The sequence below is a fragment of the Xanthobacter sp. NM-25 genome (assembly GCF_022138605.1).
In the GTDB taxonomy this organism is placed as follows: domain Bacteria; phylum Pseudomonadota; class Alphaproteobacteria; order Rhizobiales; family Xanthobacteraceae; genus Xanthobacter.
Genome location: NZ_JACBFS010000002.1, coordinates 196,645 through 214,808, shown reverse-complemented (window position 1 = coordinate 214,808; position 18,164 = coordinate 196,645). Strand labels below are relative to the sequence as shown.

The window sequence follows — 18,164 nt, the reverse complement described above, 5'->3', positions numbered from 1 at the left end:
GCCCACGGAGACTGTGATGAGCGAGAAGAAGCCCCTGCGGACCCTGTTCTGCTTCGGGATTGGCCAGAATTTCTTCAATGCCGATACGGCTGAGGCCAAGGACGTATGGCGTGCCTTCAGCGAGATGTGGAACGGCATCGCCGGCATCCCCGGAGCGACCATCATCGGCAATCTGGACGATGATCAGACCATGGTCGGCCCCTCCGAATCCTGGCCATGGACCACTTATCTGATGGCCGACATGCCGGATTATGAGGCGGTGGTTGCGGCCTGCAATCTGGTGCGCACCACGCCGGTGGGCGATGGCACCTACAAGCTCTGGAAATACTGCCGGATTCAGGCCCGCATCGGGCGCGAACTGGTGGTTCCGGCCTGACGGCACAGTGGTCGCCAAGGGTGCAGTGCGCGCATGTGAATGCGTAGAATTCATAGTGATAATTACAAAAATAAATTGGACGAATTAAAAGCGGCTCTGCTTTGATCTCCATCAAAAGCAGAACGCCAAAGGGGGCGGCGCGGTGTCCGCGCGGCGTCAAAGCCCGGCCCGATCAAGCGGGGCCGGGCGGCCATGAGCAGTTCTCATCTTCCTCAGGGGTGCACGATGAAGCAGGTTGCGCTTGTGACCGGAGCGGCACAGGGGCTTGGTCGGGTGATCGCCGGCCGGCTGCATGCCGCCGGTTACGCGGTGGCGGTCACCGACCGCATGGCCGATGCGGTAGGCACGGTGGCGGCGGAGCTCGACCCCACGGGCGAAACCGCCGTGGCCCTTGCCCTGGACGTGACGCGCAAGGCCGATTTCGAGGCGGCGCTCGCAGCGGTGCGGGCCAAGTGGGGCGGGCTGCAGGTGGCGGTGAACAATGCCGCCATCACCCCCACGACACCGGTGATGCAAATCACGCCGGAAGAATTCGATCAGGTCATCACTGTCAATCTGCGCGGCGCGTTTCTGGGCTGCCAGGTGTTCGGGGCCTATTTCGCCAGCTGCGGCTATGGCCGCATCGTCAATCTCGCCTCCCTCGCCGGACAGAACGGCGGCACCGCTTCGGGCGCGCATTATGCTTCCTCGAAGTCCGGCATCCTGACCCTCACCAAGATCTTCGCCCGCGAGCTTGGGGCGTCCAACGTCACGGTGAATGCGGTGGCGCCGGGCCCCATGGATCTGCCCTCGGTGCACGCCGCGGTGCCGGCGGAGCGGCTCGCCAGGATCGTCGACACCATTCCCGTGAAGCGGCTCGGCGATCCCGTTTATGTGGCCGACATCGTGGTGAAGCTGGCGGCGCCGGAAGCCTCGTTTGTCACCGGCGCGGCCTGGGACATCAACGGCGGCATTTTCATGCGCTGAGTGGCGGAGGGCGATGATGATCGAAATTCAGCACTTTCGCGACGGCATGGCGCTTCTCGGCAGCGCCGTGAGCGTCATCACCACCGATGGCGCGGCGGGGCGGGCCGGCTTCACCGCCACCGCCGTGTCGAGCGTGACCGACCAGCCGCCCACCTTGCTCGTGTGCCAGAACCGGTCGTCGTTCTCGCATCGTTTCTTCCGTGAGAACAAGGTGTTGTGCGTCAACGTCCTGGGTGCGCAGCAGCAGGACCTGTCCGCCGCCTTTGCCGATCGCGCGCTGGATATGGAGGCGCGCTACGCCCGAGGGGCGTGGGAGACGCTGGCCACCGACAGCCCGGTGCTGGCCGGTGCCGTCGCGGCCTTCGATTGCGCCATCGCCGACATGCACGAGGTGGGCAGCCACACGGTGTTCTTCGCCGAGGTGAAGGCCGTGCGGCTCGGTGGCCCGAGTGGCGGGCTGATCTATTTCGACCGCCGCTATCACGCCCTTCCAACCGCCGTGCCGGCCTGAGCCCGCGCCCACCCGACCATGAGCGATCCGATGCGCATTTCTGTTTCCACGCCGCCGATCTCCCTTGCCGATGCGGTGGCCGATCACATCCTGGTCATGCCCCTCGATCTCGGCGGGGATGGCCTGCGGGTGGCGGTCAAGGACACTATCGACATCGCCGGCTGGCCCACCCGCGCCGGCAGCCCGGTGTTTGCGGATGCGCCAGCGGCGGCGGTGAACGCCGCGGTGGTGGAACGGGTGCTCGCGGCTGGCTGCCACATCATCGGCAAGGCCAATCTGCACGAGCTCGCCTTTGGCGTGACGGGGGTCAATCCCCACACCGGAACTGCGCTCAACCCGCTGTTCCCGGATCGGGTGCCGGGCGGTTCCTCCTCGGGATCGGCAGCATCGGTAGCGGCGGGGCTCGCCGACTTCGCTTTGGGTACCGACACCGGCGGTTCGGTGCGCATTCCGGCCTGCTGCTGCGGCGTGTTCGGCCTGAAGCCGACCTTCGGCCGGGTGAGCCGGGCGGGCGTGGCGCCGGAGCGCTCTTCTCTGGATTGCGTAGGCCCCTTCGCCGCCGATGCGCCGACGCTGACCCGCGCCATGGCGTTCATCGATCCGACCTTCACGCCCCTGACGCTCGATCACGCGCCCCGTTTCGGTGTGCTTGAGGTTGAAGCGTCGCCCTCCGTTGCGCGGGCGGTGGAGGCGGCGCTTGCCGATGCCGGGGTTGAACAGGTTTCCGCCGCCGTGGTGGGCCTCGATGCCGCCTATGACGCGGGGCTCACCATCATCAATGCCGAGAACTGGGCCGCCTTCGGGCCGTTGACCCAGTCCGAGGCCATGGGGCCGGACGTGCGCCAGCGCATCATCGCCGCGGGCGAGACCACGGCTGAAATGGTCGCGGCCGCCAATGTCGTGCGCGCACAGGTCTCCGATGCGGTGGATGCGGCGCTGGCGGGCGTGGATGCGCTGGTGTTGCCCACCATGCCCGACGTGCCCCCGCGCCTCGTGGATGCGGGGGATGCGCGGGGGGCCATCGCCATCACACGCTTTGTCCGCGCCTTCAATCTCACCGGCCATCCGGCGCTCACCGTGCCGGTGCTGACCGCCGAGGGCCTGCCCGCCGGCATCCAGCTGGTGGGGCGCAAGGGCGACGACGCGCGGCTGTGCGCCATCGCCGAATGGCTCGCCGCCCATCTGCCCTCAGACCGCATTCCGGGCCCCGGCCTGCGGACCCAGACATACCTGAAGGAGGATTGACCAATGACCGCGCCGAGGCTCGCCTCAGGCCGCCCCATGTCCGATCTCGTTCTGCCGGATCGGGTCGAAACGGCCATGTATACGGATCCCGCCATCTTCGCCGCCGAGATGGAGCAGATCTTCTCCCGCACCTGGGTCTGGGTGGCCCACACCAGCGAGGTGCCCAATCCCGGCGATTTCGTCACCTCCTATGTGGGGCTGCAGCCGGTGGTGGTCACCCGTGACCGCAAGGGCCAGCTTCATGTGCTGGTGAACCGCTGCCGCCATCGCGGTGCCACCGTGTGCGAGCATCGCAAGGGCAACGCCCCGAGCCTGGTCTGCCCCTATCACGGCTGGAGCTATGGCCAGGATGGCATGCTGCGCGGCGTGCCCTATCCGGAAGGCTACAACGCGGATTTCGACAAGAAGGGTCTGGGCCTCAAGTCGCTGCGGGTCGAAGAATACCAGGGCCTGGTGTTCGCGACCTTCAACGATGAGATGGAATCGCTCTCCGATTATCTCGGCCATGCCAAGCCCTGGATCGACCTGTTCATGAAGCAGGGCGCGGGCTATCCGGTGAAGACCAATGGCGAGCATCGCTTCCGCTTCCCCGGCAATTGGAAGATCCAGCTGGAGAACACCACCGACGCCTACCATTTCCCCATCGTCCATCGCCCCTTCATCGAGTCCCTCGACAAGCAGGCGGAAGAAACCTTCACCTTCCTCGGTGGTGCGGGTTTCGTGGAGGATCTGGGCAATGGCCATTCGGTGATGGTCATGATCCCCGAGCTGATCGACCTCGAGGCCAATCTCGATGCGCCGATCCCCGATCGCTTCGCGCCGCTCGCCACCGAGCTCGCCAAGACCCACACCCCGCAGGAGGTGCGACGCATCGTGCGTGCGGTGGGCGGCTCCGGCTTCAACGTGAACCTGTTCCCCAATGCCGCCTGCTCGATGGCCTTCTTCCGCATTCTGCGGCCCATCTCGGTGAATGAGACCGAGGTCCGGCACATCGCCATCGGCATGGATGGCGGGCCGGAGGCGGGCAACCGCGCGCGGCTGCGTCTGCACGAGCATTTTCAGGGCCCCATGGGCTTCGGCAGCCCCGACGATGCGGAAGCCTGGGAACGGGTGCAGCGGGGCGTGCAGGGCGGGCCGGACCTTCCGCTCATGGTCAACCGCGGCTTGGGCCAGGAGACCCCCGCCGAAAGCGGGCTGCCGAAGGGGGACGTGAGCGCCGAGACCGGTATGCGCGCCGCCTATCAGATGTGGAAGAGGATGATGTCGGCATGAGCGCGATGACCGCCCCCCTCACGAACAGCGTCATCGCCCTGGACGAGGCGATGGAGGCCATCTGGCTCGAGGCTGATCTCCTGGATTGCCGGGACTATGAGGCCTGGCTCGCCCTCTGGACCGCCGGTGGCCACTATGTGATCCCGGTGGATCGCGAGACGCCGGATTTCGAGGCGCAGCTCAACTACGCCTATGACGACGCCGCCATGCGTCGCATGCGGGTGGATCGTCTGGTGGGGGGGCACGCCATCTCCTCCACGCCGGCTGCGCGCTCCGTGCGCACGCTGAGCCGCTTCCGGGTGATGGAGAGCGGCGCCGACTTCTGCGTCGTGCGCTGCGCCCAGCACCTGGTGGAATACAAGTTCGAGCGCCAGCGCCTCTATGCCGCCGACGTCAGCTATCGGCTGGTGCGCGAGAACGGCGTGCTCAAGCTCGATGAAAAGGTGGTGCGGCTGATCAATGCCGGAGATGCCCTCGGCAGCCTCAGCTACCTGCTGTGACGCCGCGGCCTCGGCGCGCGCCGCCGGGGCCTTCATTCCCACCATGCAGAATGCCCCGATGACCGATCAGCCCCTGGCCTCCACCGCCGCGCCGCCGGCGGATCTCATGACCCTCGTGGTGGACCGCCGCGTGGACGACCGCGGCGACATCATGCGCCTCGACCTCGTGGCCCCCGATGGCGCCGATCTGCCGCCGTTCGAGGCGGGCGCCCATGTGGATGTGCACGTGGATGTCCATGTGGATGATGGGGAGGTGCACCTGGTGCGCCAGTATTCCCTGTGTGGCGATCCTGCGGACCGCAGCCGCTACCGGCTGGGCATCCTCGATGATCCCCAATCGCGCGGCGGCTCCCGCGCCCTGCACCGGCTGGCGCAGGTGGGCACGCGGCTGACGGTCGGCACGCCGCGCAACCTGTTCGGCCTCGATGCGCAGGCGCCCGAGACGGTGCTGGTGGGGGGCGGCATCGGCGTGACGCCGCTGCTGGCCATGGCCCATGCGCTACATGGGCAGGGCCGCCACTTCACCCTGCATTACTGCACCCGCACGCGGGCGCGCACCGCCTTTCTCGACGAGATCGAGGGCCTGGCGTTCCGTGACAAGATTGTGCTGCACTTCGACGATGAAGGGCCCCTGGTGCCCGAGCGGGATCTGCCGTCGGCCTCGGACGGAGCGCACCTCTACACCTGTGGTCCGTCCGGCTTCATGGACTTCGTGATCTCCTCCGCTTTGAGCCTGGGCTATGGGGCGGAGCGGATCCACCGCGAATATTTCAACGCCGAGGTGGATGAGAGTGGCGCCGGCTTCGAGGTGGAGGCGGCGCGGTCGGGCGTGCGCGTCCATGTGGCCGAGGGCGTCTCCATCGCCGCCGCCCTCAAGGCCGCTGGCGTCGCCGTCAATCTGTCCTGTGAATCCGGGGTGTGTGGCACCTGTCTTGTGGATGTGCTGGAGGGTGTTCCGGACCATCGCGACAAGTTCCTCACCGACGAGGAGCGCGAGGCGGGCGACCAGATGCTGATCTGCTGCTCGCGCGCGCGCGGCGCCAAGCTGGTGCTGGACATCTGATCGGCGTCGCGGTGCGTGCGACAGCAAAATAGGCACCTTCCGCCGCCGGAAGCCTCGGATGGCGGATGGTGCATTTTATTTGAGCCTATTCTGCTCTTTAATTATGCGTATGCGCGAAATTTATAGTTATAATTAGAACAATACATTGGACGAATTGATGTCGCGTCTGCTTTGATCCTGATCAAAAGCGGAGTGAAGTTCGGATGACTCAATTGGCTCTGAAGTCGGCCGGCCCACAGGGAAGCGTGCCTGTTCCCCCCCTCGATGCGGCGCGGCTTACCCAGACGCCGGACTTCCTGCGGCTGCTGGATGCGGTCCGCGCCCGCCGCGAGGAGTTCCAGCGGCTGCGGCATGTGCCCCGCGACGTCATCGCGCTGATGAAGGCGGCGCGCATCTTCCGCTCTTCCACTCCGGCCAAGTTCGGCGGCGACGACCTCGCCCCCCACCATTTCCTGCCCATGGTGGAAGCCATCGGCGCGGTGGATGGTTCTGCCGCCTGGGTGGCGGCTTTCGGTTCGGCCAACACCTATGTCGCGGCATTGCCCGAAGAGGCGCAGGCGGAGATCTATGCCTCGGGTCCGGACCAGGTCTATGCCGGCGGCCTCTATCCGGCGCAGCGCGCCACCCGCGCGCCCGGTGGGTGGCGGGTCAGCGGGCAGTGGAAGTTCGCGTCCGGCTGCATGGGCGCCGACTGGATCGGCGTCGGCCTGCTCGCCGATGACGGTGCGGGCGGGTCGGTGGTCAAGATGGCGGTGAGCCCCGCCACTGAGGTCGAGATCATCGAGACCTGGGACGTCATGGGCATGCAGGGCACCGGCAGCCACGACACGCGGGTGGAGAACAAATTCTACGCCGATATCTGGACCTGCGATCGCGGCGCGCCAGGCATCTATGACGACACCATCTTCCGCTACCCGCCGTTGGCCTTTCAGGCCGAGGTCCATGCGGCGGTCAATCTCGGGCTCGCCCGGGGGGCGCTTGATCTCGCGGTGGAGATGTCCGGCGCCGCAAAGTTGATGCCCGGGGCGCCGGTGCTGGCCAACCGGGCCTATTTCCGCACCGGTCTTGCCGAAGCGGAGGCGCGGCTGCGGGCGGCGCGGGCCTTCTATTACGAAACCGCCGAAGAGGCGTGGGACGTGCTCCAGCGCGGCGATGAGATTTCCTTGGAGCTGAATAATCTGCTCCGCCTCAGCGCCAGCCACGCCTCGCGCGCCGCCGCCGATAGCATTCTGCAATGCTTCCGCATCGTCGGCATGGCCGGCATCGGCAGCACGCATCGCATGCAGCGCATCCTGCGCGACTGCCTGGTGGTGACCCAGCATGCCGCGCTGAACGACGCCACGCTGGAGAGCGCCGGCACCGTGCTGGCCGGTCTGCCGGCCCCGGCCGGCTATCCGTGAGGCCGCCCCATGGATCTCGCACAGACCTTTCACGGCAGGCTGACTCATGATGTCGCCCACGGCGCCCTCCGGGATGGGACGATCCGCTACCTGATGATGCGGCCGGATGTTCTGATGGGCCTGTTCGCGCGCCTCGGTCCGGCCCTGCGCCCGGTGGCGCTTGAGGCGCTCGGTGCCTCGGTGACCGCGTTCGGCGGTCGCTCCGTGGCCGCCTATTGGGCCGCCGGAGCGGATGATCCCGAGGTGATGATGGACACCATCGTCACGACCTCGGCGGCGCTCGGCTGGGGCCGCTGGCGCTTCACGCCGCAGCCCGGCGGTGCGGTCGAGGTGCAGGTGGAAAATTCCCCCTTCGCCGAAGGGCTTGCCGCATCCGGGCCGGTGGACGCGCCGTGCTGCGCGCCCATCGCCGGCATGCTCACCGCCATCGCCCCGCTGGTCGTTGGCGAGGGCGCCGTGGCACACGAGATCCGGTGTGCCGCCGTCCATGGCGGCGGCGCCTGCCGCTTTGTCATCACGCGTTAGTTGTTCCGGGTTCGGCGCCAGCTTCGCCACGCCCCAATGTCAATAAATTCAACAACCTTCCAGCGGGACAAGACACATGAAGACCTTTCATCTTTCTCGTCGCGGGCTTCTTCTGGCCTCCGCCGGGGTCGCCGCCGCCGGGCTGATGGGCACGGCGGCGCGGGCGGCAGGGCCGATCCGCATCGGCGTCGGCTCCGATCCGGTGTTCGTCGCCTTCTATCTCGCCGCCCATGAGAAGCTGTTCGCCGCCGAGGGCGTGGATGCGGTGCTGCAGCTCTATGCCGATGGCGGCGAGGCCATGAACGCGCTGGTCGCCCAGCAGGTGGATGTGGCGGCGGCCGCCGAACCCACCAATATGGTCCGCCTTGGCCGGGCTGAACTGCGCCCGCTGGCGGTGGTCTACCAGTCCGGCCGTTATGTGAAGCTGGTGCTCGGGCCCAAGGTGGCAAGCCCCAAGGATATCAAGCGCTTCGGCATCGTGCCCGGCTCCATCTCCGAATATTGCGCCGGCTTGACGCTGGCCGCCGAGGGGCTCGATCCGGCATCCGTGAAGATGGTGCCCTCGGGCCCGCCTGAGCTGCCGGCGCTGCTCGCCCGTGGCGACATCGACGCTTTTTTCGCCTGGGAGCCCTGGCCGGCGAACGCTGTCGCCAATGGCGGCAAGGTCGCGCTCACCAGCAAGGACGTGGGCTATGTGGACACCATCTGGCTCACCGCCAGCGCGGCGATCCTGAAGAGCGATCCGGAGAGCTTGCAGAAGGTGCTCAAGGCGCTCGCCAAGGCCTCCGACATCGCCCGGGCCGATCCCGAGCGGGCGGCGGCCGCGGTGAAGGCGGTCACGCGCATTCCCGTCGCCACCAGCCTGAAGGCCTTCAAGGACATGACGCCCATCGTGCGCGATTTCACCGAGGCGGATTTCAAGAGCTATGACGGCATCGCCAAATTCCTGGCCGACCACAATGTGACCAAGGGGCTGGTGCCGTATCGTGAGGCGCTCCAGGCCGGCTTCTACAAGGGCTGAGCCATGACGCGCGGCGCCTCCATCACCTTGGATCATGTGGGGATCTCGTTCGGCGATGCGCACATCGTCTCGAACGTCACTCTCGAGATCCGCCCGGGCGAGTTCGTCTGCCTGCTCGGGCCCAGCGGCTGTGGCAAGTCCACGCTGCTCAACGCCATCGCCGGCTTTCTGCCGGTGAATGGCCGCATCGCCGTCAACGGGCGCCCGGTGGCGGGGCCGGGGCTCGATCGCGGCGTGGTGTTCCAGTCCTCGGAGGTGCTGTTCCCCTGGCTCACCATCCGGGAGAATGTGGAATACGGGCTGCGCCTCAAGGGTGTACCCACGGCGGTGCGGCGGGAGAAGGCCGACCATTTTCTGGGGCTGGTCGGTCTCGTCCACGCCGCCGACAAGTTCCCGGCCCAGCTTTCGGGCGGCATGCGCCAGCGCGCGCAGATCGCCCGGGTGCTCATCAATGAGCCCCATGTGGTGCTCATGGACGAGCCGTTCGGCGCGCTCGACGCGCAGACCCGCGAGGTGCTGCAGGTGGAGCTCGACCGCATCTGGCGCGACACCGGCTGCACCATCGTGTTCGTCACCCACGACATCTGGGAGGCCCTGCTGCTGGCGGACCGGGTGGTGGTGATGACCGCCGGGCCGCGCGCCTCCATCAAGACCGTGGAGCGCATCGATCTGCCCCACCCGCGGGACCAGGGCAGCGCCGAATGCCTCGCCCTGTTCCGCAAGCTCAGGGACGACATCGGTGCGGAAGTGAAGCAAGCCCTGCGTCAGCAGGGGCTGAACCGGGAGCAGGTCGAAGCATGACCGATACCACCCAGAGCCCGGGCCTGCGCCTGCCGTGGGGCAAGTTGCGCCTCAGCGGCATGGCCACCAAGGTGTGCGTGGGGCCGCTGTCGGTTCTCGGCGGCCTCGTCCTTTGGCATGTGGCCTCGCTTTACACCTCGCCTTTGTTCCTGCCCTCGCCGCTGACGGTGTGGCACACGGCGCTGGAGATGCTGGCCGATGGCTCGCTGTTGGAATCCGTCGGCGCGTCCGCCTGGCGGATCGCTGCCGGCTGGGCGGTGGGCGTGGCGGTGGGGGTGCCGCTCGGCGTCTTCATGGGGCGCTTTCCGGTGATCCGCCTGATGGTGGATCCCTATATCGAGTTCTTCCGCTTCATCCCGCCCATCGCCTTCGTCACCCTGGCGGTGATCTGGCTGGGGCCGGGCGAGGTCACGAAGATCGCCCTCATTTTCTACACCACTGTGTTCATCGTCACCTTGAACACCATAGCCGGGGTGAAGGCGGTCAATCCGTTGCGGCTGCAGGCGGCGCGCAGTCTCGGCGCCAATGCGTTCAGCGAGCTGACCACGGTGATCCTGCCGTCCACGGTGCCGTTCATGGTCACCGGCGCGCGCATCGCCATGGGCAATTCGTTCCTGACCGTGGTGTCGGCGGAGATCGTCTCGGCCCAGACCGGGCTCGGGGCGATGATCTGGACCGCCCGCAATTTCGCCCGCACCGATTGGGTGTTCGTGGGCATCATCGCCCTCGGCATCCTCGGCTACATCTTCGATCGGGTGCTGCGGGTGGCCAGCAACAGCCTGTTGCGCCGCTATCTGTGAGCGGCGCGCACCGCGTCTTTCCGCACAGCAGGGTTCACGACATGGATGATCTTGAGAAGAAGGTGGAGCATCTCGCCAACCGCATCGCGGTGCTGGAGGCCGAGGCGGAGATCCGCCGGCTGCAGGCGCGCTACATGTTCCTGTGCGACACGCCCCTTCCCGAATATGGGGCGACCAGCGACGCCGCGCGCATCGACCTCATTATGGCGCTCTACACCGAGGACGCGGTGTGGGAAGGGGTCGGTGAATACTACAATGGGCAGTTCGGCCGGGCTGAGGGCGCGGCGGCCATCCGCCGGCATTTCGAGGGCTTCTGGGGCCAGAAAAAGGACCCGGCGCTGCTGCTGAACTGCCACTATCTCACCTCCGAGCAGATCCATGTGACCGGGGAGACGGCCACCGGGCAGTGGGTGCACATGCAGCCCTGGATCTTCTCGGACGGCAAAGCGCTGCTGCGCTCCTCGCGGCTCAACAACGCCTTCCGCAAGGAGCCCGATGGCGCCTGGAAGGTGACCCGCACCCGCACGGAGAACGTGTTCGTGGCGCCGCTGCCGGCCGGCTGGGCGTCCGATTTCCCCTCGGCTTCGGTGCTGATGAAGCCTTGAGGTTCGCCGCGCTTCGCGCTTGCAATGCAGCCCATGGATTGGCTTATCTTCCTCCATGAGCCAGATGAATGCGAACACCTTCGACCTGAACCTCGTGCGGGTGTTCCTGGCCATCTGGGACCTGCGCAGCGTCACGGCGGCGGCCGATCGGCTGGGGCTCACCCAGCCGGCCGTCAGCCACTCGCTCAAACGGCTGCGTGAGCAGTTTTCCGATCCGCTGTTCGTGCGGGTGGGCCCACGCATGGAGCCCACCGAGGCGGCGTTTCGGCTTCATGAACCGTTCAATCGGGCGCTGCGGGTGATCCAGCAGACCATCCTCAGCCATGATGCGTTCGTGCCGGAATTGTCCGAACGCACCTTCACCATCGCCATGTCGGACATTTCGGAATTCTATCTGCTGCCGCAGCTTCTGGCCGCGCTGGAGACCGCTGCGCCTTCGGTGCGGGTGCGCTCGGCGCAGTTGGATGCGGGCACCGTGGCGGCCGCCCTGCGCACCGGGCAGGTGGACCTCGCCCTGGGCTATCTGCCGACCTTGCGGGATGCCGACATCGCATCGAGCTTTCTGCTGGAAGACAACTTCCTCTGCCTGGTGAGCCGTTCCCATCCCCTGGCCGGCCAGCCGCTTGATCTCGATGCTTTCGCGCGGCTGAATTTCGTGGATGTGTCAGTGCATGCCACCGGTTACAAGCGGGTGCGCGATCTCATCAGCGAGATCGGCGTGCGTTGGACCGCGACCACCCGGATCGAGCATTTCATGGTGGTGCCGGAGCTGGTGCGCCAGACCCATCTGGCGGCGATCTTCCCCTTTTCGGCGTCGTCCCGCGTCGCCCGGTGCGGCGAATTCAGCCTGCTGGAACTGCCCTTCGAGGTGCCCAGTATCGAGGTGCAAGTTCACCTGCACCTGAATTTTCAGAACGACCCCGGGCTGATCTGGATGCGGGATCTGATGACCCGCATCTTCGGCATTTCCGCCGATCGCATGCGGCAGGAGCTGCAGATCATCCCCGCCCGTGGTGCCCGCTGAACCCTCCGGCGCGGCGGGTCAGGCGGCGCGCGTGGGCGGGTCGAAGCGCCTCAGGATCCTGCGCTGTACGGAGCGGAGCCCCGTGGCCTGTGTTCCACCGCATCGGGGTCATGGACGGTAGAGGGCGCCATGGCGCCGCTGGGCAGGACGGGCCCCAACACCGAAGGCGCCGTGGCGAGCCATCTCGACGCGGGGCCGCGCGATCGCAAGGATGTGGTGGCCGGCGGGTGCTGGCTGCGGTGCGAGGCTGGGATGCGCTAGCGCTTGAAGCGGGCCGCCAGCTGGGTGGTTTCGCGGGCCAGAATGCCCATGTCGACACCGACCGCGACGAAGGTGGCGCCGCATTCCAGATAGTGGTCCACGAGCGCCGGGTCGGTGGCCAGCACACCGGCGGCGCGGCCGGTGGCGCGGATGCGCCGGAGGGCATCGCCCACCACTTTCACCACCTCCGGATGGCTGGCATTGCCGCCGAAACCCAGGCTTGCGGACAGATCGGCCGGGCCGATGAAGATGCCGTCCACCCCTTCCACGCCGGCGATGGACTCCAACTGGTCCAGCGCCGTCTTGGTCTCCACCTGCAGCAGCAGGCAGAGCTCGCTCTCGCAGCGGGCGGCATAGTCTTTCACGCGCCCGAAACGGGTGGCCCGGGTGGTTCCGCCCACGCCACGGAAGCCATGCGGCGGATAGCGCATGGAGGCCACCGCACGCTCGGCTTCGCTGACGCTCTGGATATAGGGCAGCAGCAGCGTCTGCGCCCCGATGTCCAGGAACCGTTTGATGAGCACCGGGTCGTTCCAGGCCGGCCGCACGATGGGCGTGGTGGGGTAGGCGCCCACCGCCTGCAATTGCCCGAGCACCGTGTCGATCTCGTTGGGGGAATGCTCGGTATCCAGCAGCAGCCAGTCGAAGCCGGAACCGGCGACGATCTCGGCCGCATAGGCGTTGGAGAGGGTGCACCACAGACCGATCTGGGGTCGCCCGGCGGCGATCGCGTGCTTGAAGCTGTTGACCGGCAGATCCATGGTTCTCTCCCTCCTGACGCTTTTGCTGGCGGTATCGGCGTTCGGCCCCTTGCGGACAAGGGCGGATCACGGCAACTTCCATATCATGGAAGAACGCAGCGCCCACAGGGCGGTCGCCCACACGCCCGGCGGGGTGGAGCGCGAGCCGCGCAACGCCGGCCGTGCCCCCAACAATACGGTGACCGGCGCGCGCAGCATCCATCGCGCTTTCGCGGTGCTGCGGCTGCTCGCGAACAATGGCTCCGGTGGCCTGCGGCTCACAGAGATCGCCGAGGATATCGGCCTGCCGCCCCCCACCGTCTATCGCATGCTGCAGGTGCTGATGGAGGAGGGCGCGGTGGAGCGCCTGCCCTCGGGCCGGCGCTATGTGATCGGCGCGGAAGTGGCGCTGCTGGGCCTCTCCACCCGCGCCCGTCCGGGCCTCACCGAGGTGGCCGAGCCCATTCTCACGCGCCTGTCGCAGGAGGTGGGCGACGCCATCTTCCTCACCGTGCGCAGTGGCTACGATTCCGTCTGCGCCGATCGGCGGATCGGGGCCTATCCGGTGCAGGTGCTGTCCATCGGCGTGGGCTCGCGGCGCCCGCTCGGGGTGAGCGTGGGCGGCATGGCCATCCTGTCGGCGCTGCCACCAGCCAAGGCGAGCGCCATTCTCAAAGCCAACGCCCCCCGTTTCGCGCCCTATCAGGTGACGCTGGAGGCGCTGACGGCGCGGCTCGTGAAGTCGCGGGAGGCCGGCTATGTCTATGCCGATCCCGCCATCGTCCGCTCGACCCGTGCGCTCGCCTTTCCGGTCTTTGATCTCGCAGGCAATCCGGTGGCGGCGGTGAGCACCATCACCATCCGCCAGCGGCTTCCGGTGAGCCGTATCGCGGGGCTCGTCAGCTCGTTCCAGCGGGCGGCGGCGGAGCTCTCCAGCGCCCTGCAGGACAGCGCCAAGGCCGATCGGCCAAGGCCCCGCGGCTGACGCGGGAGGCGCCCCGCCGCGGGGAATGTCAGGATGCCTCTTCCTCGAACGCCTCGCCGCGCACCTTGGCGGCCCGGGGCACCGCCATCACCACCAGCAAGGCGGCCGCCACCAGCAGCAGGATGAGGGACACCGGCTGGGTGAAGAACACCGCCGCATTGCCCTGCGACATGGTGAGCGCCCGCCGCAGGTTCTCCTCCATCATGGGGCCGAGCACGAAGCCGAGCAGCAATGGCGCGGGCTCGCACTGCAGCTTCATCAGCACATAGCCGGCGATGCCGAAGATGGTCATCACATAGATGAGCGCGGTGGAGTTGCTGACCGAATAGACGCCGATGGCGCACAGCACCAGGATGGCCGGATAGAGCATGCGATAAGGGATCTTCAGCATGCTCACCCAGACCCCGATCAGCGGCAGGTTCAAGATCACCAGCAACGCATTGCCGATCCACATGGAGGCGATGAGGCCCCAGAACAGCGTCGGATTGGAGGTCATGACCTGCGGTCCGGGCTGGATGTTGTGGATGATCAGCGCGCCGATCATCATGGCCATCACCGCATTGGAGGGCAGGCCCAGGGTGAGCATGGGAATGAAGGAGGTCTGGGCCCCCGCGTTGTTGGCGGATTCCGGGCCGGCGACACCCTCGATGGCGCCCTTACCGAAGCGGCTTGGATCCCGGGCGATGCGCTTTTCCAGCATGTAGCTGGCGAACGAGCCGAGGATGGCGCCGCCGCCGGGCAGGATGCCGAGAATGGCGCCGATGCCGGTGCCGCGCACCGCTGCCGGCCAGGCCGCTCGGAAATCGGCGCGGGAGAGGAAGAAGCCCCCGGTCTTGCCGAGGCTGACGGTGCCGCGAGCAGCATCAGCGCGCTCCAGGTTGGAGATCACCTCGGCAATGCCGAACAGGCCCATGGCCACCGCCACGAAATCGATGCCGTCGAACAGGTCCGGCAGCCCGAAGGTGAAGCGCAGGGCGCCGCTGTTCACGTCGGTACCCACAAGGCCCAGCACCAACCCCAGCACCACCATGGCGATGGCCTTCAGCAGCGAGCCGTGGGCCAGCACCACCGCGGCGATGAGGCCGAGCACCATCAACGAGAAGTATTCCGGCGCGCCGAAGCCCAGAGCAAGCTCTGACAGGCCCGGGGCAAAAGCGGCGATCAGCAATGTGCCCACGGTGCCGGCGAAGAACGAGCCCAGCGCTGCCACCATCAGCGCCTCGCGGGCGCGGCCCTGGCGGGCCATCTGGTACCCGTCGATGGCGGTGACCACCGAGGAGGTCTCGCCCGGCAGGTTGACCAGGATGGCGGTGGTGGAGCCACCGTACTGCGCGCCGTAATAGATGCCCGCCAGCAGGATCAGCGCCGTCGTGGGGTCGAGCCCGAAAGTGATGGGCAGCAGCATGGAGATGGTGGCGACCGGACCAAGCCCCGGCAGCACGCCGATGGCGGTACCGAGCAGCGTGCCCAGGAAGCAGTAGGCGAGATTGTGGAGGCTGAGCGCGACGGAGAAGCCCAGCGAAAGATTGTCGAGGAAGCTCATGGGCGCGGGTCCTCAGAAGGTGGGCCACAGGGGGACCGGCAGGCCCAGGGCGACGACGAAGACGAGGCTCGCGACGGCAGCCACCACCAGCGCCAGGATGACGCTCTCGATGATGTTCTCGCCTGCCCGGGCAAAGCGGCTGATGACCACCAGAAGCGCCACCACCATGAACAGGCCGAGGCTGTCGAGGCCGAAGCCGAACAGCAGCAGCGCCGCCGAGATGACGAGCAGCGGCCGCCAGGACAGGGTGACGTGGGTCCGGGTGTGGTCGCGCAGGGCGACGACGGTGATGGCGAGGCCGAGCAGGGTCAGCAGGGCGGACAGCAGCATGGGGAAAACGCCCGGCCCGAGATGGGCGGCGGTGCCGATGCCGTAGTCCTGCGCGAAGATGAAGACAAAGACGCCGATGCCGACGAACATCAGGCCGGCGAGGACATCCCTCTTGTTCGCGATCATTGTGTGCGTCCTCCATCGTCGCGAAGGCGGGGGCGCGGTGCCGCCGCAGGGGTGCCGCGTCCGTCGGTGTCAGGAAAAGGCGCCCGGCCAGACAGGTGCCGGCCGGGCGGATTTCGGTCTTGCGGGAAGAGCCGCCTCAGTTGGCGGTGATGTTGGCCTGCTTGATGACCGGCGTCCAACGGGCATCCACCTTGGCCACATAGGCGGCGAAGGCGTCGGGGGCCATGCCGCGGGCCTCGGCCCCCATGGCCGCGAAGCGCTCCTTCACCTCCGGCTCGGCGAGGACCTTCTGCAGCGCGGCGCTCAAGGTGTCCACCACGGGCTTCGGGGTCTTGGCGGGGGCGAACAGGCCGGTGAAGGTGGAGGCCTCGAAATCGGCAAAGCCGACTTCCTGAAGGGTCGGCACGTCCGGCAGCTGGGGCAGGCGCTGCGCCGAAGTGACGGCGAGGGCGCGGGTCTTGCCCTCCTTCACATAGGGCAGGGCCACCGAGATCTGATCGAAGTTGAACTGGGCGCGGCCGGCCAGAACGTCCGTGGTGGCGGGGGCGTTGCCCTTGTAGTGTACGGTGGTCCACTTGGCGCCGCTCAGCTGCTGCAGCAGCTCGCTGGTAAGGTGGTTGGTGGTGCCGGCGCCGGGCGAGGCCATGATGAGCGGCGGATTGGCGGTCTTGGCGAGGGCAAGGAAGTCCTGCGCCGTCTTCGCCGCCACCGCCGGGTTCACCTGCAGCACCAGCGGCGTGAAGGAGATGGAGCTGATGGGCTCGAAGTCCTTCTGCCACTGGTAGGGGGTGCGGCCGAAGATGATGGGGCTGAAGATCAGCGGGCCGTTGGCGGCGACGAACAGGGTGTAGCCATCGGGCGCCGCGCGGGCCACCGTCTCGCCGGCGATCATGCCGCCGGCACCGGGCTTGTTTTCCACCACGAACGGCTTGCCGAACTGCTCCTGCAGCTTGGCGGCGACGATGCGCGCGGCGCTGTCCACATTGCCGCCGGGCGGATAGGGCACCACCAGGCGCACGGTCTTGTCGGGCCAGGCCTGGGCGGCGGCGGGGCTGATCAACGCGGCGGCAAGGCCCAGCACGGCGCCGGCGCGCAACAGATGTTGGAACATGGTCTTCCTCCCTTGGGTCGCGGAGGGGTCGCCGTGGCGCCCCGCGTCGCGATGCGAGTTTGCTCGTTTTGGCTTCGAGATACGGGCTCGTCTCGAGGGCGACAACGGTCCCTCGGTTGAATTTCCACATCGTGGAAATCCGCGCGGAGATTTTCGCGGGGACCGGTGGAATGACGGGGTGCGTGACGCTGGGGAGCTTATCGCTTTTTCATATGATGGAAATTCCGGCGGGGCGGGCTTGCCGCGCGGCGGGTGCGCGCCTTAAGCGAAAGGGCATAATGAACCTGCCTACGGGTCTTACCATGCAAATCCGGCCAGAAGAGCTCGGAGCGGAGGAAGCGTACAAGCTGTTGACCGGAATGGTGGTGCCGCGGCCCATCGCCTGGATCACCACCTTGTCGGCCACCGGCTCTGTCAATGTCGCGCCGTTCAGCGCGTTCACCTTCGTGTCCCCCAAGCCGCCCATGGTGGCGGTCAGCATCGGCCACAAGGCCGGTGTGTATAAGGACACCGCGCAGAATATCCTGCGTTCCGAAGAATATGTGGTCCATATCGCCGACCAGCCCCTCATCGAGGCGGTCCATGGCAGCGCCGTGGAATATCCGCCGGACGTGAGCGAGGCGGAGGTTCTGGGGCTTGAGACCATCGCCAGCGAGAAGGTGGCGCCGCCGCGCCTCGCCGCGCCTCCGGTGGCGATGGAATGCCGCTTCCGCAGCTGCATCGAGTTCGGCGAGACCCGCTCGCGGCTGATCGTCGGCGAGGTGCTGATGTTCCACGTGCGCGACGGCCTCGCCCGCAACGGCAAGATCGATACGCTGGAGCTCAACCCCATCTGCCGCCTGGGCGGTCCGAACTACGCGACCCTGGGCGAGGTGGTGACCCTGACGGCCATTGCCCAGACCCCGAAATCCTGACGCGCGCCGCGCCAGTTGCCGCCCGCTGCCTCCGGCGCAGCCCCT

General features: G+C 67.2%; 20 protein-coding genes. 16 read left to right on the top strand and 4 right to left on the bottom strand.

Going from position 1 to position 18,164, the window contains the following annotated elements:
* The first annotated feature begins 16 nt into the window (after positions 1 to 16).
* The 14 genes from MEU52_RS06795 to MEU52_RS06730 all read left to right on the top strand — a co-directional run bounded on the left by MEU52_RS06795 (position 17) and on the right by MEU52_RS06730 (position 12,109).
* Entirely contained in the window at positions 17 to 376 is a 360-nt protein-coding gene (locus MEU52_RS06795) for a hypothetical protein (RefSeq protein WP_238120711.1), read from the top strand.
* Between the two features lie 225 nt (positions 377 to 601).
* The gene (locus MEU52_RS06790) at positions 602 to 1,342 is read left to right on the top strand and encodes an SDR family NAD(P)-dependent oxidoreductase (protein WP_238120712.1); all 741 of its coding nucleotides are present in this window, start codon (positions 602 to 604) and stop codon (positions 1,340 to 1,342) included.
* 13 nt (positions 1,343 to 1,355) lie between these two features.
* Complete coding sequence (locus MEU52_RS06785; protein ID WP_337927099.1) at positions 1,356 to 1,853, top strand: flavin reductase; 498 nt, start codon at positions 1,356 to 1,358, stop codon at positions 1,851 to 1,853.
* Positions 1,854 to 1,883: 30 nt separating this feature from the next.
* Complete coding sequence (locus MEU52_RS06780; RefSeq protein WP_238120713.1) at positions 1,884 to 3,098, top strand: amidase; 1,215 nt, start codon at positions 1,884 to 1,886, stop codon at positions 3,096 to 3,098.
* A gap of 36 nt (positions 3,099 to 3,134) precedes the next feature.
* Positions 3,135 to 4,370 (top strand): aromatic ring-hydroxylating oxygenase subunit alpha, encoded by a 1,236-nt coding sequence (locus tag MEU52_RS06775; RefSeq protein ID WP_238120714.1) that lies wholly within the window; start codon positions 3,135 to 3,137, stop codon positions 4,368 to 4,370.
* On the top strand, positions 4,367 to 4,870 hold the full coding sequence (locus MEU52_RS06770; protein WP_238120715.1) for an aromatic-ring-hydroxylating dioxygenase subunit beta: 504 nt from the start codon (positions 4,367 to 4,369) through the stop codon (positions 4,868 to 4,870). Before MEU52_RS06775 ends, MEU52_RS06770 begins: the two co-directional genes overlap by 4 nt.
* Before the next feature lie 58 nt (positions 4,871 to 4,928).
* Positions 4,929 to 5,933 carry a PDR/VanB family oxidoreductase gene (locus tag MEU52_RS06765; RefSeq protein ID WP_238120716.1) on the top strand — a complete coding sequence of 335 codons (1,005 nt, stop codon included), beginning with the start codon at positions 4,929 to 4,931 and terminating at the stop codon, positions 5,931 to 5,933.
* A gap of 245 nt (positions 5,934 to 6,178) precedes the next feature.
* The gene (locus tag MEU52_RS06760) at positions 6,179 to 7,333 is read left to right on the top strand and encodes an acyl-CoA dehydrogenase family protein (RefSeq protein ID WP_238120717.1); all 1,155 of its coding nucleotides are present in this window, start codon (positions 6,179 to 6,181) and stop codon (positions 7,331 to 7,333) included.
* 9 nt (positions 7,334 to 7,342) lie between these two features.
* The gene (locus MEU52_RS06755; RefSeq protein ID WP_238120718.1) at positions 7,343 to 7,858 is read left to right on the top strand and encodes a V4R domain-containing protein; all 516 of its coding nucleotides are present in this window, start codon (positions 7,343 to 7,345) and stop codon (positions 7,856 to 7,858) included.
* Positions 7,859 to 7,934: 76 nt separating this feature from the next.
* Positions 7,935 to 8,879 (top strand): ABC transporter substrate-binding protein, encoded by a 945-nt coding sequence (locus MEU52_RS06750; protein WP_238120719.1) that lies wholly within the window; start codon positions 7,935 to 7,937, stop codon positions 8,877 to 8,879.
* Positions 8,880 to 8,882: 3 nt separating this feature from the next.
* Positions 8,883 to 9,680: an ABC transporter ATP-binding protein gene (locus MEU52_RS06745; protein ID WP_238120720.1), complete on the top strand. Its 798-nt coding sequence runs from the start codon at positions 8,883 to 8,885 to the stop codon at positions 9,678 to 9,680.
* On the top strand, positions 9,677 to 10,480 hold the full coding sequence (locus MEU52_RS06740) for an ABC transporter permease (RefSeq protein WP_238120721.1): 804 nt from the start codon (positions 9,677 to 9,679) through the stop codon (positions 10,478 to 10,480). Before MEU52_RS06745 ends, MEU52_RS06740 begins: the two co-directional genes overlap by 4 nt.
* Positions 10,481 to 10,521: 41 nt before the next feature.
* The gene (locus tag MEU52_RS06735) at positions 10,522 to 11,085 is read left to right on the top strand and encodes a nuclear transport factor 2 family protein (RefSeq protein ID WP_238120722.1); all 564 of its coding nucleotides are present in this window, start codon (positions 10,522 to 10,524) and stop codon (positions 11,083 to 11,085) included.
* 64 nt (positions 11,086 to 11,149) lie between these two features.
* Positions 11,150 to 12,109, top strand: coding sequence for a LysR family transcriptional regulator (locus MEU52_RS06730; protein ID WP_238120723.1), 960 nt, complete (start codon positions 11,150 to 11,152; stop codon positions 12,107 to 12,109).
* A gap of 257 nt (positions 12,110 to 12,366) precedes the next feature.
* Here MEU52_RS06730 and MEU52_RS06725 read toward each other — a convergent pair whose 3' ends face one another.
* Positions 12,367 to 13,131, bottom strand: coding sequence for an aldolase/citrate lyase family protein (locus MEU52_RS06725; RefSeq protein WP_238120724.1), 765 nt, complete (start codon positions 13,129 to 13,131; stop codon positions 12,367 to 12,369).
* Here MEU52_RS06725 and MEU52_RS06720 point away from each other — a divergent pair.
* Positions 13,130 to 14,095, top strand: coding sequence for an IclR family transcriptional regulator (locus MEU52_RS06720; protein WP_238120725.1), 966 nt, complete (start codon positions 13,130 to 13,132; stop codon positions 14,093 to 14,095). The genes MEU52_RS06725 and MEU52_RS06720 overlap by 2 nt on opposite strands.
* A gap of 28 nt (positions 14,096 to 14,123) precedes the next feature.
* On the opposite strand, the gene MEU52_RS06715 is transcribed toward MEU52_RS06720, so the two are convergent.
* The 3 genes from MEU52_RS06715 to MEU52_RS06705 all read right to left on the bottom strand — a co-directional run bounded on the left by MEU52_RS06715 (position 14,124) and on the right by MEU52_RS06705 (position 17,205).
* The gene (locus tag MEU52_RS06715) at positions 14,124 to 15,638 is read right to left on the bottom strand and encodes a tripartite tricarboxylate transporter permease (protein ID WP_238120726.1); all 1,515 of its coding nucleotides are present in this window, start codon (positions 15,636 to 15,638) and stop codon (positions 14,124 to 14,126) included.
* A gap of 12 nt (positions 15,639 to 15,650) precedes the next feature.
* Positions 15,651 to 16,094 (bottom strand): tripartite tricarboxylate transporter TctB family protein, encoded by a 444-nt coding sequence (locus MEU52_RS06710; protein WP_238120727.1) that lies wholly within the window; start codon positions 16,092 to 16,094, stop codon positions 15,651 to 15,653.
* Positions 16,095 to 16,230: 136 nt separating this feature from the next.
* Positions 16,231 to 17,205, bottom strand: coding sequence for a Bug family tripartite tricarboxylate transporter substrate binding protein (locus MEU52_RS06705; protein ID WP_238120728.1), 975 nt, complete (start codon positions 17,203 to 17,205; stop codon positions 16,231 to 16,233).
* A gap of 302 nt (positions 17,206 to 17,507) precedes the next feature.
* Between MEU52_RS06705 and MEU52_RS06700 the strand changes: the two genes are divergently transcribed.
* Complete coding sequence (locus MEU52_RS06700) at positions 17,508 to 18,119, top strand: flavin reductase family protein (RefSeq protein WP_238120729.1); 612 nt, start codon at positions 17,508 to 17,510, stop codon at positions 18,117 to 18,119.
* Positions 18,120 to 18,164: the final 45 nt, after the last annotated feature.